The sequence below is a fragment of the Streptomonospora alba genome, assembly GCF_000826685.1.
In the GTDB taxonomy this organism is placed as follows: Bacteria; Actinomycetota; Actinomycetes; order Streptosporangiales; family Streptosporangiaceae; genus Streptomonospora; species Streptomonospora alba.
This window is the reverse complement of sequence record NZ_JROO01000049.1, coordinates 16,386-32,166: the sequence shown is the minus strand read 5'-3', so window position 1 is coordinate 32,166 and position 15,781 is coordinate 16,386. Positions and strand designations below refer to the sequence as shown.

11 protein-coding genes are annotated in these 15,781 nt (G+C 70.6%); 9 read left to right on the top strand and 2 right to left on the bottom strand.

Going from position 1 to position 15,781, the window contains the following annotated elements; all coding sequences use genetic code 11:
* Positions 1-96: 96 nt before the first annotated feature.
* Positions 97-513, top strand: a complete 417-nt coding sequence (locus tag LP52_RS23180; RefSeq protein WP_040276521.1) for an ABATE domain-containing protein — start codon at positions 97-99, stop codon at positions 511-513.
* A gap of 234 nt (positions 514-747) precedes the next feature.
* Here LP52_RS23180 and LP52_RS23175 read toward each other — a convergent pair whose 3' ends face one another.
* Positions 748-1,593 carry a PAC2 family protein gene (locus tag LP52_RS23175; RefSeq protein ID WP_040276514.1) on the bottom strand — a complete coding sequence of 282 codons (846 nt, stop codon included), beginning with the start codon at positions 1,591-1,593 and terminating at the stop codon, positions 748-750.
* 351 nt (positions 1,594-1,944) lie between these two features.
* Between LP52_RS23175 and metH the strand changes: the two genes are divergently transcribed.
* The 6 genes from metH to LP52_RS23145 all read left to right on the top strand — a co-directional run bounded on the left by metH (position 1,945) and on the right by LP52_RS23145 (position 12,874).
* Positions 1,945-5,415 carry a methionine synthase gene (metH, locus tag LP52_RS23170; protein WP_084723433.1) on the top strand — a complete coding sequence of 1,157 codons (3,471 nt, stop codon included), beginning with the start codon at positions 1,945-1,947 and terminating at the stop codon, positions 5,413-5,415.
* A gap of 227 nt (positions 5,416-5,642) precedes the next feature.
* Entirely contained in the window at positions 5,643-6,149 is a 507-nt protein-coding gene (locus tag LP52_RS23165; protein ID WP_238581062.1) for a cellulose synthase, read from the top strand.
* A gap of 846 nt (positions 6,150-6,995) precedes the next feature.
* The gene (locus tag LP52_RS23160) at positions 6,996-7,994 is read left to right on the top strand and encodes an ABC transporter permease (RefSeq protein ID WP_040276512.1); all 999 of its coding nucleotides are present in this window, start codon (positions 6,996-6,998) and stop codon (positions 7,992-7,994) included.
* Between the two features lie 79 nt (positions 7,995-8,073).
* Complete coding sequence (locus LP52_RS23155) at positions 8,074-9,828, top strand: ABC transporter substrate-binding protein (protein WP_040276511.1); 1,755 nt, start codon at positions 8,074-8,076, stop codon at positions 9,826-9,828.
* A gap of 137 nt (positions 9,829-9,965) precedes the next feature.
* A complete protein-coding gene (locus LP52_RS23150) occupies positions 9,966-10,982 on the top strand; it encodes an ABC transporter permease (protein WP_040276510.1) in 1,017 nt (338 codons plus the stop codon).
* A gap of 83 nt (positions 10,983-11,065) precedes the next feature.
* Positions 11,066-12,874, top strand: a complete 1,809-nt coding sequence (locus tag LP52_RS23145; RefSeq protein ID WP_040276509.1) for a dipeptide ABC transporter ATP-binding protein — start codon at positions 11,066-11,068, stop codon at positions 12,872-12,874.
* Between the two features lie 74 nt (positions 12,875-12,948).
* On the opposite strand, the gene LP52_RS23140 is transcribed toward LP52_RS23145, so the two are convergent.
* Positions 12,949-13,509, bottom strand: coding sequence for a hypothetical protein (locus LP52_RS23140; protein ID WP_040276508.1), 561 nt, complete (start codon positions 13,507-13,509; stop codon positions 12,949-12,951).
* Between the two features lie 141 nt (positions 13,510-13,650).
* On the opposite strand from LP52_RS23140, the gene LP52_RS23135 reads away from it, so the two are divergent.
* Positions 13,651-15,066, top strand: coding sequence for a sensor histidine kinase (locus tag LP52_RS23135; protein WP_052810187.1), 1,416 nt, complete (start codon positions 13,651-13,653; stop codon positions 15,064-15,066).
* The gene (locus LP52_RS23130) at positions 15,063-15,752 is read left to right on the top strand and encodes a response regulator (RefSeq protein ID WP_040276507.1); all 690 of its coding nucleotides are present in this window, start codon (positions 15,063-15,065) and stop codon (positions 15,750-15,752) included. The genes LP52_RS23135 and LP52_RS23130 overlap by 4 nt, the downstream gene beginning before the upstream one ends.
* Positions 15,753-15,781: the final 29 nt, after the last annotated feature.

Below are 15,781 nucleotides of genomic sequence, written 5' to 3'. Positions count from 1 at the left end.
AGGCGCCGACCGCAGGGCGGGTCCGGTGCGGCCGGAATCGGACGCGGTCCCCGTGTGCGTCACGGCGGTGTGCCCGTCCGTGATGTGATGGTGGCCATGACCACCCCCACACAGCAGAGTCCCGCAGCAGCCCTCGTTCAGGCGTTCGTCTCGACCGGGGACGGTCTGGCCGACCGCGCCGACCTCGCGGCGTTCCTGCGCAAGCACCGGCTGGCGGCCGAAGGGTCCATCCCCATCACGATGGCCGACTTCGAGGAGGCCGTTTCCCTGCGCGACGCCTTGGCGGCGCAGCTGCGCCGCGCCGGGGGAGCCGCCTACGACGACGAGGCGATCGCGCGGGGCCAGCGAATCCTCGACGGCCTGCGGGTCACCGTGCGGCTGGAGCCGCCGGAGGACGAGCTGGAGCTGCTCGCGCCCGCGGTCGTCGACGAGGTCCGCCGCGGCCTGGCGCGCATCGCGGGCGCCTGGGCGGCGGTGCTGGCCACCGGCGAGTGGCGCGCGATCACGGTCTGAGCGCCGGCGCGCCGGGCGGGGAGGCGCCCGGTCGGCGCGGAGCCGGAGGCGTTCGGAGCGAAGCCCCGAGCGGGGCCGCAAGAGTGGCAGACGTCGGGGAGGGCCGCGCCGCGTCGGCGCGGCCCGGTGCCGCGAAGGGATCGAGGCCGCACGGCGCCCGCCGACGCGCCCGGCTGCCGACCGGGCCCTGCGCCGCGCCGCGTGCGATCGGGACGGAACCTGCGGCTCGCGGCCTCAGCCGCGGCCGCGCCGCTTGAGGTAGCGCTCGAACTCGCGGGCGATGGCCTCGCCTGTGGCCTCGGGCAGCTCGGCGGCGTCCTTGGCCTCCTCCAGGCTGCGCACGTAGCCGGCGATGTCTTCGTCCTCGGAGGCCAGTTCGTCGACGCCGCGCTCCCAGGCGCGCGCCTCCTCGGGCAGGTCGCCCATCGGCACGGTGAGATCGAGCACGTCCTCGACGCGGCGCAGCAGCGCCAGGGTGCCCTTGGGGCACGGCGGCTGGGCGACGTAGTGGGGCACGGCCGCCCACAGCGACACCGCGTCCAGCCCCGCGGTGCCGAACACGTCGTGCAGCACGCCGAGGATGCCGGTGGGGCCGTCGTAGGAGGTGGGCTCCAGGTGCAGCGAGCCGCGGAGCGCGCTGGGCGAGGTGGTGCCGGTCACCGGCACCGGCCGCGTGTGCGGCGAATCGGCCAGCAGCGCGCCCACCAGCACGATGCGGCGGACGCCCAGCTCGCGGGCGATGGAGAGCAGGTCGCCGGCGAATCCCCGCCAGCGCATGTTCGGCTCGGGGCCGCTGACCAGCACCACGTCGTTGCGCGCGCCCTTGGGGCGGGCGATCGAGACCTTCGTGCTGGGCCAGGAGATGCCGCGGTGCTCGCCGTCGACGACGGTCGCGCGCGGACGCGAGACCTGGAAGTCGTAGTAGTCGTCGGGCTGCAGTGCCAGCAGCTCGTCGGCGTCCCAGGCCGAGGCCAGGTGCTCGATGACCGCGCTCGCGGCCTCGCCGGCGTCGTTCCAGCCCTCGAACGCGGCAACCATGACAGGCTCGACGAGCTCGGGTGCGCTGTCGAGCTCGGCCACTGACCGCCTCCTCACGTTTCCCGGGCGCCGCGTTCTGCGGCGGATCCGGGCCAGTCGTCGGATCGATGGCGCGTGATTGCCACGCGCCATACAGGCCTACCACGCGTGCCTGCGGCGGCGACAGCCAACCGGCCGCCGATCGCCGCGCGAGCCGCGCAAGGGACCACGGCCACCCTATGGCTCAGGACCCGAAGGGCATAACCGAGCGGCGCCGCGCGTTCATTCCCCACGGGCCGCACAGCCGTGTGGCGCTGAACACATGCCGCCTGACCTGCGTATTTTCGGATGAAATGCCCGGGGGGCACCCCCGCACCCGGAAGCGCGGAGCGGGCGACACTACAGTTGAAGATTATGAGTTCTCGACTCTCCTTCCGTGATGCCCTCGCTCAACGTGTCCTCATCGCTGACGGCGCGATGGGCACGATGCTTCAGGCCCATGATCTCGACCTCGATGATTTCAACGGGCTCGAAGGCTGCAACGAGATCCTTAATGTGACTCGGCCAGACGTGGTGCGATCCACTCACGCGGCCTTCTTCGATGTCGGCGTCGATTGTGTCGAGACCAACACCTTCGGCACCAACTACGCCGCGCTCGGAGAATACGACATCCCCGAACGCACCTATGAGCTCGCCGAGGCCGGAGCCCGTCTGGCCCGCGAGGTCGCCGACGAATACACCACACCCGACCATGCCCGATACGTCCTGGGGGCGGCCGGTCCCGGGACCAAACTCCCCTCTCTCGGCCACATCGATTTCGCCACCATCCGCGACTACTACGAACAGTGCCACCGCGGCCTCATCGAGGGCGGCGCCGACGCCATCCTCGTCGAGACCTGCCAGGACGTCCTGCAGACCAAGGCGGCCGTGATCGGCGCCCTGCGCGCGCGGAGCGCCATGGGCGTCGACATCCCGATCATCGCCCAGGTCACCATCGAAACGACCGGAACCATGCTGCTGGGCTCGGAGATCGGCGCCGCGCTGACCTCCTTGGAGCCGCTGGGCATCGACGTGATCGGCATCAACTGCGCCACCGGCCCCGCCGAGATGAGCGAGCACCTGCGCTACCTGTCCCAGCACGCCCGGGTGCCCATCTCCTGCATGCCCAACGCGGGGCTGCCCGAACTGGGGACCCACGGCGCCGTCTACCCGCTGCAGCCCAGCGAGCTGGCCGACGCCCACGACTCCTTCACCGCAGAGTTCGGGCTGAACCTCGCCGGCGGCTGCTGCGGCACCACGCCCGAGCACCTCAGCCACGTCGTCGAGCGCGTCGGCGGCCGCGGCGTGAAGAACCGCAACCCCGTCCACGAAGCGGCGTCGGCCTCGCTGTACCAGGCCATCCCCTTCCGCCAGGACGCCAGCTACCTGGCCGTGGGCGAGCGCACCAACGCCAACGGGTCGAAGAAGTTCCGTGAGGCGATGGTCGAGGGCCGCTACGACGACTGCGTGGAGATCGCCCGCGACCAGATCAGCGACGGCGCCCACATGCTCGACCTCAACGTCGACTACGTCGGTCGCGACGGCACCGTCGACATGCGCGAACTGGCCTCGCGCCTGGCGACCGCATCGACGCTGCCCATCATGCTCGACTCCACCGAGCCCCAGGTCATCGAAGCGGGCCTGGAGCACCTCGGCGGCCGCGCCGTGATCAACTCGGTCAACTACGAGGACGGCGACGGCCCCGACTCCAAGATCAATCGGCTGATGCCGGTGATCAAGGAGCACGGCGCCGCGGTGGTCGGGCTGACCATCGACGAGGACGGCCAGGCCCGCACCGCCGAGTGGAAGGTGCGTGTGGCGAGCCGCCTCATCGACGAGCTCACCGGCAAGTGGGGGATGGACCGCGAGGACATCATCATCGATGCTCTGACCTTCCCCATCGGTACCGGCCAGGACGAGACCCGGCGCGACGGCATCGAGACCATCGACGCCATTCGCGAGATCAACCGGCTCTACCCGGGTGTGCAGACCACCCTGGGCCTGTCCAACCTCTCCTTCGGCCTCAATCCGGCCGCGCGCATCGTGCTGAACTCGGTGTTCCTGCACGAGTGCACCCAGGTGGGTCTGACCTCGGCCATCGTGCACGCGTCCAAGATCCTGCCGATGAACCGGATCCCGGACGAGCAGCGCGAGGTCGCGCTGGACATGATCTACGACCGGCGCACCGAGGACTACGACCCGCTGTCGAAGTTCCTCGACCTGTTCGAGGGCGTGGACGCTCAGGCCATGAAGGCCTCGCGCGCCGATGAGCTGGCCAAGCTGCCGCTGTGGGAGCGGCTGGAGCGCCGCATCATCGACGGCGAGATGAACGGCATGGACGCCGACCTGGACGAGGCGCTGAAGGAGCGCCCGGCCCTGCAGATCGTCAACGACACCCTGCTTGCGGGCATGAAGGTCGTGGGCGAGCTGTTCGGCTCCGGCGAGATGCAGCTGCCGTTCGTGCTGAAGTCGGCCGAGTGCATGAAGGCCGCCGTGGCCCACCTCGAGCCGCACATGGAGAAGTCCGACGACGACGAGGGCAAGGGCCGCATCGTGCTCGCCACCGTCAAGGGCGACGTGCACGACATCGGCAAGAACCTCGTCGACATCATCCTCTCCAACAACGGCTACGACGTGGTCAACATCGGCATCAAGCAGCCGGTGTCGACCATCCTGGAGACCGCCGAGGAGCAGAAGGCCGACGTCATCGGCATGTCGGGGCTGCTGGTGAAGTCCACGGTGATCATGAAGGAGAACCTCCAGGAGATGGAGTCCCGGGGGATGGCCGAGAACTACCCGGTGCTGCTGGGCGGTGCGGCGCTGACCCGCTCCTTCGTCGAGGAGGACCTCGCCGACATGTTCGGCGGCGAGGTGCGCTACGCCAAGGACGCGTTCGAAGGCCTGCGCCTGATGGACGCCTTCATGGACTACAAGCGCGGCGTCGAGGGCGCCGAGCTGCCCCAGCTGCGCAAGCGCAAGGTCAAGGGCGGCGCCAAGCTGGAGGTCACCGCGCCCGAGGACATGCCCGCGCGCAGCGACGTGGCCACCGACAACCCGGTGCCCACACCGCCGTTCTGGGGTGACCGGATCAGCAAGGGCATTCCGCTTGCCGAGTACACGGCCTACCTGGACGAGCGCGCCCTCTTCATGGGCCAGTGGGGCCTGAAGGGCTCCAAGGGCGGCGGCCCCAGCTACGACGAGCTGGTCGAGACCGAGGGCCGGCCGCGGATGCGGGCCTGGCTGGACCGCATCCAGACCGAGGGGCTGCTCGAGGCCGCTGTGGTGTACGGGTACTTCCCCTGCTACAGCGAAGGCGACGACCTGGTCGTGCTGGGCGACGACGGCGACGAGCGCGTGCGCTTCAGCTTCCCGCGCCAGCGCCGCGACCGCCACCTCTGCCTGTCGGACTTCTACCGGCCCAAGGAGTCGGGCGAGCTCGACGTGCTGCCGCTGCAGGTGGTCACGGTCGGCTCGGCCATCAGCGGCGCCACCCAGGAGCTCTTCGAGAAGAACGCCTACCGCGACTACCTGGAGCTGCACGGACTCTCGGTGCAGCTGACCGAGGCCCTGGCCGAGTACTGGCACACCCGTATCCGCAAGGAGCTGGGCTTCGCCGGGGAGGACCCCGACGAGCTGGAGTCGTTCTTCAAGCTCGGCTACCGCGGCGCCCGCTTCTCCCTGGGCTACGGCGCGTGCCCGGACCTGGAGGACCGCGCGAAGGTGATGAAGCTGCTGGAGCCCGAGCGCGTGGGCGTCAAGCTGTCCGAGGAGTTCCAGCTCGTTCCCGAGCAGGCCACGGACGCGATCGTCGTCCACCACCCGGAGGCCAAGTACTTCAACGTGTGACCTGACACCGGTGCGCCTCTGAGGGGCGGGCCGACTCCGCACGGCGCCGCCGACCGGCCGCGGGACCCGATCCCGCCTGCCGGCCGGCGGCGCCGTGCGTTTCGCCGGGCCTGCTGCCCTCAGTCCTCGCGCGCCCGCGGGCGCGCGAGGACTGAGGGCAGCAGGCGCGACATCCCTAGGGGACGCACCCGATGTGCGGAGCTGGACGCGGATGCAAGACTGGAGGCATGCCGGAACAGTTGCCCATCGCAGGTCCGATGCTGGGAGCCGCACTCACCGTCGTGGGGCTGATCGTCTCGTGGATTTTCTGGCGGCGCCGGGGCGCCGCCTCGGGGCTGCGCGGCGTCGCGTGGTCCCTGCTTCCCCTGGCCGCGGGCCTGATGGGGCTCATGACGATACTCTGGCGGCTGGTCACCGACCTGATCGGCTTCTTCGTCTCCCTCGCCTTCAACCCGATCGTGTGGGCCGGCGTCGTCGTCGCCGGTCTGGCGGTGGTGCTGTGGGTGGTCTCGGGTGTCATGCGGGCGCGCGGCGTCGGCGTGCGCAAGGGCGCCGGGAGCCCGGAGGCCGAACAGGGCCGCGGCTCGGCCGGGGCCGTCGACTCCGCGGGCGGTGGAGCGGTCGGTGCCGGGGGCACCGCCGGAAAGGGCGCGCAGGGCGCGAAGCAGCAGTCGAGCGGCGACGACGACTTGGGCGACATCGAGGACCTGCTGCGCAAGCACGGGATCGAGTAGGCGGCACCGCGGCCCCGCGCCGCAAGGCCGACCGCACGGTGCCTCACGGCCCGAGCGCGGTACCGCCTGTGCCCGCGTGCAGGGACACGTGCACCGCAGCACGCGCTCCCGTGTTCGACGGTCACCGTGGACACGGTCGGCATCCGCGCGGCGGCGCCGGGCACGCGGGCACCGCCGATCGGCACCGCTCACGCACACGGACGCGGTGCTCCGCCGGCGCAGCCCGCTGATGCCCCGTGGGTCTCCCGAGCCCCGGCCCGCCGATTACGCGCGACGGCCGCGACAGGGCGGCGATAGGCCAGGCCCCGTTTCCCACCGGTCTTGAGCGGGGCGCCGTTCCGGCGCTCCGCCGGGTTGCGACCGGCGAAGTAAATTTTCCCCGCGAACGGGATCTTTGTCCTTTATTGCCATTTATTATGGCTTCAGGCTTCGGTCGGGTCCCTGACCTGGGCGTGGCCGGGCGAAACCGCCGTCCTCGGTGGTGCACACTCGGTCCCGACGCGCCTGCGTAAGGTCAGGTCACGTCGGGTGACGGATCTGTGGTGCTCGCGTCACGATTGGGATACATCGCCGGATATTGGACGTTCGGTGCTGTACTGCGGCGTACATTGATCGCCGTGCCGCGTTGGACCGACGGTAGCGCTGCATCTGTCCACGCATTGCGGGTTCAGCGGCCACATCTGCATACGAGTCACGGGGCACCCTCCGCGGCTCGGCGCGGAGTCCAGGCGTGCGCGCCCACCGGTCGTGCACGCCTTACGGGTGTGTCGGGCATCTCCGACATATCCCGAATGGAGAAGACTGTGCCGCCGCACAGAGCGGGACTAGTGGGGGAGTAGTGGTGTCATGACCGCGCCTTTGGACGTACCGGGGGCGGCCGACGAGGCCGAGCCCGAGGCGATCGCCGCGTCGGGCGGCGTCCGCGACCGCGGGCGCTCCCTGGGCCAGATCGCCTGGATGCGGCTCCGCAAGGACAAGGTCGCGATGACCGGCGGCGCGTTCGTCGTCCTGATGGCGCTGGTGGCCCTCCTGGCGCCGCTGATCGCCGGCCTGCTGGGGCACCCGCCCAACCAGTGGAACCGCGAGATGATCGACCCCGCCCTGGGTACGCCGATGGGCGGCTTGGGCGGCATGAGCGGCGACTACCTGTTCGGCGTCGAGCCGGTGACCGGCCGCGACATCTTCAGCCGCATCGTCTACGGCGCCCGGATCTCCATGCTCATCGGGTTCCTGGCCACCCTGGTCTCGGTGGTCCTCGGCACGATCATGGGCATCATCGCCGGCTACTTCGGCGGCTGGGTCGACGCGCTGATCAGCCGCCTGATGGACATCTTCCTGGCCTTCCCGCTGCTGCTGTTCGCCATGGCGCTGGTGGGCGTGCTGCCCGACGCCGCCTTCGGCCTGCAGGACAACGCGCTGCGCATCGCGATCCTGGTGTTCATCATCGGGTTCTTCAACTGGCCCTACATCGGCCGCATCATCCGCGGCCAGACCCTCAGCCTGCGCGAACGCGAGTTCGTGGAGGCGTCGCGCAGCCTGGGCGCGAGCAACCTCTACATCCTGCGCAAGGAGCTGCTGCCCAACCTGGTGGCGCCGATCCTCGTGTACTCCACGCTGCTGATCCCCACCAACATCCTCTTCGAGGCCGCGCTCTCCTTCCTCGGTGTCGGCGTCGAGCCGCCCACGGCCACCTGGGGCGGCATGCTGTCCGAAGCGGTCGACTACTACGACTCCGCACCGAACTTCATGCTCGCCCCCGGTCTGGCGATCTTCCTGACGGTGCTGGCGTTCAACCTCTTCGGCGACGGTCTGCGCGATGCGCTCGACCCCCGCACCCAGTCCTGACCCATCACCGATCCACCCCCGGTGCAACGCGCCCGACCGGTGCCCGCACCACTGATCGCGCAGAGAAAGGCAATCGCCAGTGAGTAAGAAATGGCTGGGACTCGCCGCCGCCGGAATATCGGCGGCGATGGTCCTGACCGCCTGCGGAGGCGGCGGCGGTAACGACGACGGCGGCGGAAGCGACATCTCCGTCGACGACTCCGCCATCAGCAGCGTGGTCGACGAGAGCGCGGAGAAGGGCGGCACCCTCAAGTACGCCCACTCCGACCAGTTCGACTCGCTCGACCCGGGCAACACCTACTACGCCGCCAACTGGGACTTCACGCGCTACTACGCGCGCACCCTGGTGACCTATCCGCAAAAGCCCGGCCAGAAGGGCCAGGAGCCCGTGCCGGATCTGGCCACCGACCTCGGTGAGGTCAGCGACGACGGTCTGACCTGGACCTACACCCTGAAGAAGGACCTGAAGTTCCAGGACGGCTCGGACATCACCTCCGAGGACGTCAAGTACGCCATCGCGCGCAGCAACTTCGCCCCCGAGTCGCTGAACAAGGGCCCGAACTACTTCTTCCAGCTGCTGGAGTCCGGCGACTACGAGGGTCCCTACAAGGACGACAACCTCGACAACTTCGAGGGCGTCACCACCCCCGACGACCGGACGATCGAGTTCCACCTCAAGGAGCCGTTCGCCGAGTTCGACTACCTGGCCGCCATGCCGCAGACCGCTCCGGTCCCGGCCGACGCCGACACGGGTACCCAGTACCAGACCGACGTCGTCTCCAGCGGTCCTTACCAGTTCAAGGGCGAGTGGACTCCCGGCCAGCAGCTCACGCTGGTGCGCAACGAGGAGTACGACCCCGAGACCGATCCCCTGACGCGCAACCGCCCGGACGAGGTCCAGGTCAAGTTCAAGCAGGAGGAGAACGACCGGGACAAGCGCCTGATCAACGGCGACCTGCACGTCGACGTCGCCGGCCTGGGCGTCGAGGCGTCGGCCCGCCAGGACATCCTGCGCAACGACGACCTCAAGGCCAACGCCGACAACCCCCAGACCGGGTTCCTGCTGTACTTCGCGATCAACCCCAACGTCAAGCCGTTCGACGACAAGGCCTGCCGCGAGGCGATCCTCTACGGCGCCGACAAGACCGCCATGCAGGGCGCCTGGGGCGGCTCCATCGCCGGCGACATCGCGACCAACATGCTGCCGCCCTCCATCCCGGGCTACAAGGACACGGCCCCCTACGGCACCGAGGGCCAGACGGGCAGCAAGAAGAAGACCGAGGCGGCCCTGGAGGAGTGCGGGATGCCCGACGGCTTCTCCACCAACATCTCCTACCGGTCCGACCGCGACAAGGAGAAGAAGGCCGCCGAGGCCCTGCAGCAGTCCCTGCAGCAGTACGGCATCAAGACCGACCTCAAGGGCTACCCGGCCGGCACCTACACCAGTGAGCAGGCCGGCTCGCCCGAGTTCGTCAAGCGTGAGGAACTGGGCATCATCGCCTACGGCTGGGGTGCCGACTGGCCCTCCGGCTACGGGTTCATGTCGCAGATCATGCACGGCGACTCGATCAAGGACGCGGGCAACTCCAACCTCTCCGAGCTGGACGACCCCGAGGTCAACAAGCTGCTCGACAAGTCGGCCACCACCGACGACCCCTCGTCTCGCGAGCAGATGTACTCCGACGTCAACGCCCTGGCGATGGAGTCGGCGACGTTCCTGCCCTACCTGAACCAGAAGGCGCTGCTCTACCGGCCCGAGAGCCTGAGCAACGTCTACTTCAGCGAGGCGTACAAGATGTACGACTACTCCGCCCTGGGCCTGGAGCAGAACTAACCGCGATCCGGCCGGCCCCCGCGCATCCCGCGGGGGCCGGTCCCGGGTCTGTCACCGGTGCGCGAGGGCCACAAGCCCGACCGCACCCCGGCTTTCCTCACTCGTAGCAAGGCAGGTGAAGGCTTCGGCCGCCCGCTGTGATCCGATACATTCTCCGCCGCCTGGCCGCGGGCGTGGTCCTGCTGCTCGTGGTCACCATGGTCGTCTTCGCGATCTTCTTCCTGGTGCCGCGACTGGCCGGCATCGACTCCGACGGGCTGGCCGCCCGCTACGTCGGCAAGTCGCCCAGCCCCGAGGCCATCGCCGCGGTCAAGGAGCGGCTCAATCTCGACGAGCCGATCACCGTGCAGTACGGGGAGTTCGTCTCCGGACTGGTCATGGGCACGGAGTACGACAGCGGAACCGACGTCATCCACTGCGACGCCCCGTGCTTCGGCTACTCCTTCAAGACCAACACCGAGGTCTGGCCGCAGCTGGTCGACCGGTTGCCCGTGACAGGCTCGCTGGCGATCGGCGCAGCCGTGATCTGGGTCGTGGCCGGGGTGTCCATCGGCGTGCTCTCGGCGCTGCGCCGCGGGTCCCTGCTCGACCGGGCGGCGATGATCACCGCGCTGGCCGGCGTCTCGCTGCCGATCTTCTTCACCGGCCTGGTGTCCCTGGCGCTGCTGAGCTACTACTGGCCGATCTTCCCGCCGGGCGGCAGCTACACCGGGATCACCGAGAACCCGCTGGCCTGGGCGCACGCGCTGGTCCTGCCCTGGGTGACCCTGGCGTTCCTCTACGCCGCGATGTATGCGCGGCTTACCCGCGCCGGGATGCTCGACACCATGGGCGAGGACTTCATCCGCACCGCCCGCGCCAAGGGGCTGCCCGAGCGCACGGTGGTCACCAAGCACGGCCTGCGCGCCGCGCTGACCCCCATCATCACCATCTTCGGCCTGGACTTCGGGCTGATGCTGGGCGGCGCGGTGCTCACCGAGAGCACGTTCTCCCTGCCCGGCCTGGGCAAGTTCGCCGTCGACGCGATCCGCGGCAACGACCTGCCGGTGGTCCTGGGCGTCACCATGCTCACCGCGGCGTTCGTGGTGGTCTGCAACCTGATCGTCGACGTGCTCTACGCCTGGGTCGACCCCCGCGTGCGCGTGGGCGCCTGAGGCGGGGGAGAGCCATGCCGAGTTCCGTGTCCAGTACCGCAAACACGCCCGCAGGGGCCAATCGGACCGAAGGTGAGGCGGCCATGACCGATCCGGTCGTCAGCGTCAACGATCTGCGGATCACGTTCCCCACCCTGGAGGGGCGCCTTACCGCTGTGGACGGCGTCTCCTTCGAGGTGCCCGCCGGCGGCGCCGTGGGCATCGTCGGAGAGTCCGGCTCGGGCAAGAGCGCCACGTCGCTGGCGCTGATGGGCCTGCACCGCGGCACCAACGCCGAGGTCACCGGCGACATCACCGTCACCGGCACGAACATCAACACCGCGAGCGACCACCGGGTCCGCGACATGCGGGGCAACGACATCGCGATGGTCTTCCAGGACCCGATGTCCTCGCTACACCCCCAGTACACGATCGGCAACCAGCTGATCGAGGCGTTCAAGGTACACCGCCCCGGATCCTCCGTGGCCGACGCCCGCAAGCGCGCCGTCGAGTCGCTGGACCGGGTGGGCATCCCCAACGCCGCCCAGCGGATCAACTCCTACCCGCACGAGTTCTCCGGCGGCATGCGCCAGCGGGCGCTCATCGCCATGGGCCTGATGTGCGAGCCCACGGTGCTGCTGGCCGACGAGATCACCACCGCCCTGGACGTCACGGTCCAGGCCCAGATCCTCGACCTGCTCGACGACCTGCGCAGCGACCTGGGGATGTCGCTGATCCTGGTCAGCCACGACCTCGCGGTGGTGGCCGGATCGGTCGACGAGGTCCTGGTGATGCAGACGGGCTCCATCGTCGAGCGCGGCGACGTCCGCGACGTGCTGTCGTCCCCCGAGCACCCCTACACCAAGACGCTGCTCGCGGCGGTGCCGCGGGTGGACGTCTCCCGCGCCCAGCGCCGCGCCCAGGTGCGCGAAGAGCGCCGCCAGCCCATCTCCGAGGAACAGGGCGAGCAGGCCAAGCGGGCCCAGCGGGCGCGCCGGCGCGCCGACGCCGAGGGCGACGCACGGCTCGGCGGGGCCGCCGCCAAGCCGGAGAAGAGCGAGGCCGACGCGCCGCTGCTGTCGGTGCGCAACGCCCGCATGCGCTTCAAGGTCCGCGGCGGGCTGCTGGGCGGAGCCAGCGACTTCTACGCCGTCGACGACGTCTCCTTCGACCTGTACCAGGGCGAGACACTGGGGATCGTGGGCGAGTCCGGCTCCGGCAAGAGCACCCTTTCGCGGATGGTCACCCGGCTGCTCAACCCCACCTCCGGCCAGATCGTCTTCGAGGGCCGCGACATCACGCGGCTGCCCGAGCGCAAGCTGCGACCGCTGCGCCGCGACATCCAGATGATCTTCCAGAATCCGTACTCGTCGCTGAACCCGCGCGTCACCATCGGCGACAGCATCGGCGCCGGGCTGCGGGTGCAGGGAGAGAACGACACCAAGCAGATCCAGCGCAAGGTCCAGGAGCTGCTGGAGCGCGTCGGGCTGGAGGCGTCGCACTACAACCGGTTCCCGCACGCCTTCTCCGGCGGGCAGCGCCAGCGCATCGCCATCGCCCGCGCGCTGATCCTGCGGCCCAAGCTGGTCATCTGCGACGAGCCGGTCTCGGCTCTGGACGTCTCGACCCAGGACCAGGTGCTGCGGCTGCTCGACGAACTGCAGGACGACTTCGACCTGACCTACATCTTCGTCGCCCACGACCTCGCCGTGGTGCGCCAGGTCAGCGACCGGGTGGCGGTCATGCGCAAGGGCGAGGTCGTCGAGCTCGACCACAGCGACACCGTCTACGAGTCGCCCCGCCACGACTACACACGCGAGCTGCTGACGGCGGCCCCGGTCCTCGACCCGGTCGAAGCCAGGAAGCACCGCGCCCAGCGCGCCGAGCTGCGCCGCCAGTCCACGGCGGCATAGCCCGGGCGCCCGGCCATCGGCTGAGCGCGCCGCGGCACGCGGGCACCGCCCGCCCGGGTGCCGCGGCGCCGCCTTCAGCGCTCGCCGACGGCGACGCCGCTTCGCCGGCCCAGCAGCGCCTCGGCGACCAACCACAGGGAGGCGGCCGTGTGCACGAGCAGGATGGTCCCCAGCGATGGGAACGCCTGCATTAGGGCCGCGGTGCGCTCGGGATCGCCCACGAACAGGATCAGCCCGCCGAGCACGGCCGCGCCGATCGCACAGCCCAGCACGCAGCGCAACCACGCGGCGCCTTCGCGCCGGACCGCCGGCATCCCCCGCTTGGGCGGCCGCTCGGGCGGCGGACCGCCGGCGAAGCGGTGGGCGAAGCGCACATCGGCCCATTTGATGACGGCGTCGCCGTAGGCGACGGTGAATCCGAGGTAGAGGGCCCCCAGTCCGTGGGAGCCGTCTGCCGTGCCGCCCGCGGCCAGGTGGCCCCCGATCATCGCGAGCAGCACCACATCCAGCACCGGCACCGACACCAGCAGCGCAGTGCTCAGCCTCCGGCGGCGCAGCAGATAGCGCACGGCCAAGCCGGTCAGCAGCAGCACCCAGAACAGCGCCTCGCATGCCAGGATCAGCCCGACGATCACAGCGATCCCCCTTACGCCCGCGCGGGCAGTCGATGCCCCAAGCATCGCGGGCCGCCCCCTCCCCGGGGATCGTCGCGGGTAGGGAGATCCCTGCGACGTTGGATGTACGCATCCGCGCGCCGCACGTGCTGAGATGGAGCCGTGAGAGGACGACCGCCCGGCCGCGAGCTGCTGGACCACCCGCTGCTGGGTGGCCGCGCCTACCTGGGAAGCGCCCTGTGGGCGGGGGCGATGTTCGCGCTGGGACTGCTGCTGTGGGGCGTGGGCGCCTACTTCTGGCGCGACGGCATCGCCCCGCACTGGCTGCTGGCCACCCTGGCCGCCGTCTGCGGCCTGATGCTCTTCCGGCGCACGGCGCCCGGCGCCGTCCTCGGCGCGGCGACACTGGTCGTCGCGGTCGACGCCGCGATCGGGCCCTCCTCCGCCGTGATCATCGTCTACGGCGACGCTCTGTACGCGGCATGCGTGTGGGGCCGGCGCCGACTGGCCGACACGGTGCTGGCCCTGGTCTGCGCGGGCGGGGTGGCGGTGACCGCGTCGCTGGCGGTGGCGCTGATGCTCGGAGCGTTCCGGGGCGGGCTACTGGAGCTCGTTCAGGTGATCGGGCTCTACGTCCTGGTCTTCGCCAGCCCGGTCATCAGCGGCCTGAGCGTACGCGAACACCGTCAGCGCACGGCTTTGGAACGCGAGCGGGCCCGCCAGATCGAGCGGATGGCCGAACTGGACCGGCGCAACGCCGTGACCGAGGAACGCGGCCGGGTGGCCCGCGAGCTGCACGACGTGATCGCCAACCACCTCAGCGCCATCGCGGTGCAGTCCACCGCCGCCCTGTCGATGCGCGAGGCCGATCCTGCGCGGATGCGCCGAATCCTGGGAGTGATCCGTGACAGCAGCCTGCACGGCCTCACCGACATGCGTGCCATGATCCGGGTTCTGCGCGACGAGGAGGGCGGACCGCAGCTGGATGCGGTGACTCCCCGGCTCTCCGACGCCGACCGGCTCTTCGCCGATGCCCGCGAAGCCGGGGTGGAGGTAGAGGTCGCCTGGCCCGACGGGGTGCCGCCGCTGCCTCCGCGCGCCGACGCCGCCGCCTACCGGGTGCTGCAGGAGTCGCTGACCAACGCGCTACGCTACGCCAATCCGAGGCGGGTCGAGGTGGTCGTGGACGTTCGGGCCGGCGATGCGGTCGGACGGGGTGACGGCCGGGAGGACGGGACCGGCGCGGGCGAGACTTCCGGCGGGCGAACGCTGGTCGTGAGCGTGAGCAACGGCGTCGCCGAGGCAGGGGAGGGGGCGACCGGGGTGCTCCACGGACAGGGCGCGGGAGCGGGGCTGACCGGTATGCGCGAGCGGGTGCTGCTGCTCGGCGGGCGGTTCAGCGCGGGTCCGGTGGACGCGCGGACGTGGCGGGTGCGGGCCGAGATACCGCTGTCGCCCGCGGAACCGGCGTCCGGCGCCGAGCCGCGCGCGTCGGCCGCGGACGGCGGTGCCGCCCAGGACCCCGGCGGTGCCGGTGCGGCGGGGCGCCCTGCAGGAGCCGAGGACGGTGTGCGGTGATCCGGGTGGTGGTGGCCGAGGACCAGTGGGCGGTGCGCTCGGGCCTGGTGATGATCCTGGACGCCGCAGACGACATCGAGGTCGTCGCCGAGGCCGCCGACGGCGAGGAGGCGGTGGCGGCCGCCCGCCGCACCGGCTGCGATCTGGTGCTGATGGACGTGCGGATGCCGCGCAAGGACGGCATCGCCGCCACGCGCGAACTCGCCGGGTCCGGAACCGACGTCCTCATCCTGACGACCTTCGACCTCGACGAGTACGTCTTCGGCGCACTGCGCGCCGGAGCCGCGGGTTTCCTGCTCAAGAACATCGAGGCCGACGGCCTGACCGAGGCGGTGCGCGTGGTCGCGCGCGGCGAGGGCATGATCGCACCGGCCGTGACGCGCCGCCTCATCAGCACGTTCGCCGGAGCCGGAGACGGCGCGGGCATGGGCGCGGGGCAGCCCGGGGCCCGAGCCGCGAGCGGACGCGTCCTGCCCGCCGCCGCGTCGGTGGCCGAGTTGACCCCGCGCGAACGCGAGGTGCTGGCCTGCGTGGGCGAAGGGCTGTCCAACCGGCAGCTCGCCCGGCGGCTGGGCATCACCGAACCCACGGCCAAGACCCACGTCAGCCGCATCCTGGCCAAACTGGATCTGCAAAGCCGCGTGCAGGCCGCCATCGCCGCCCAGGAGCTCGGGCTGACCCGCTAGGGGCGCGCGTCCATCGCCGGGTCGGCGCT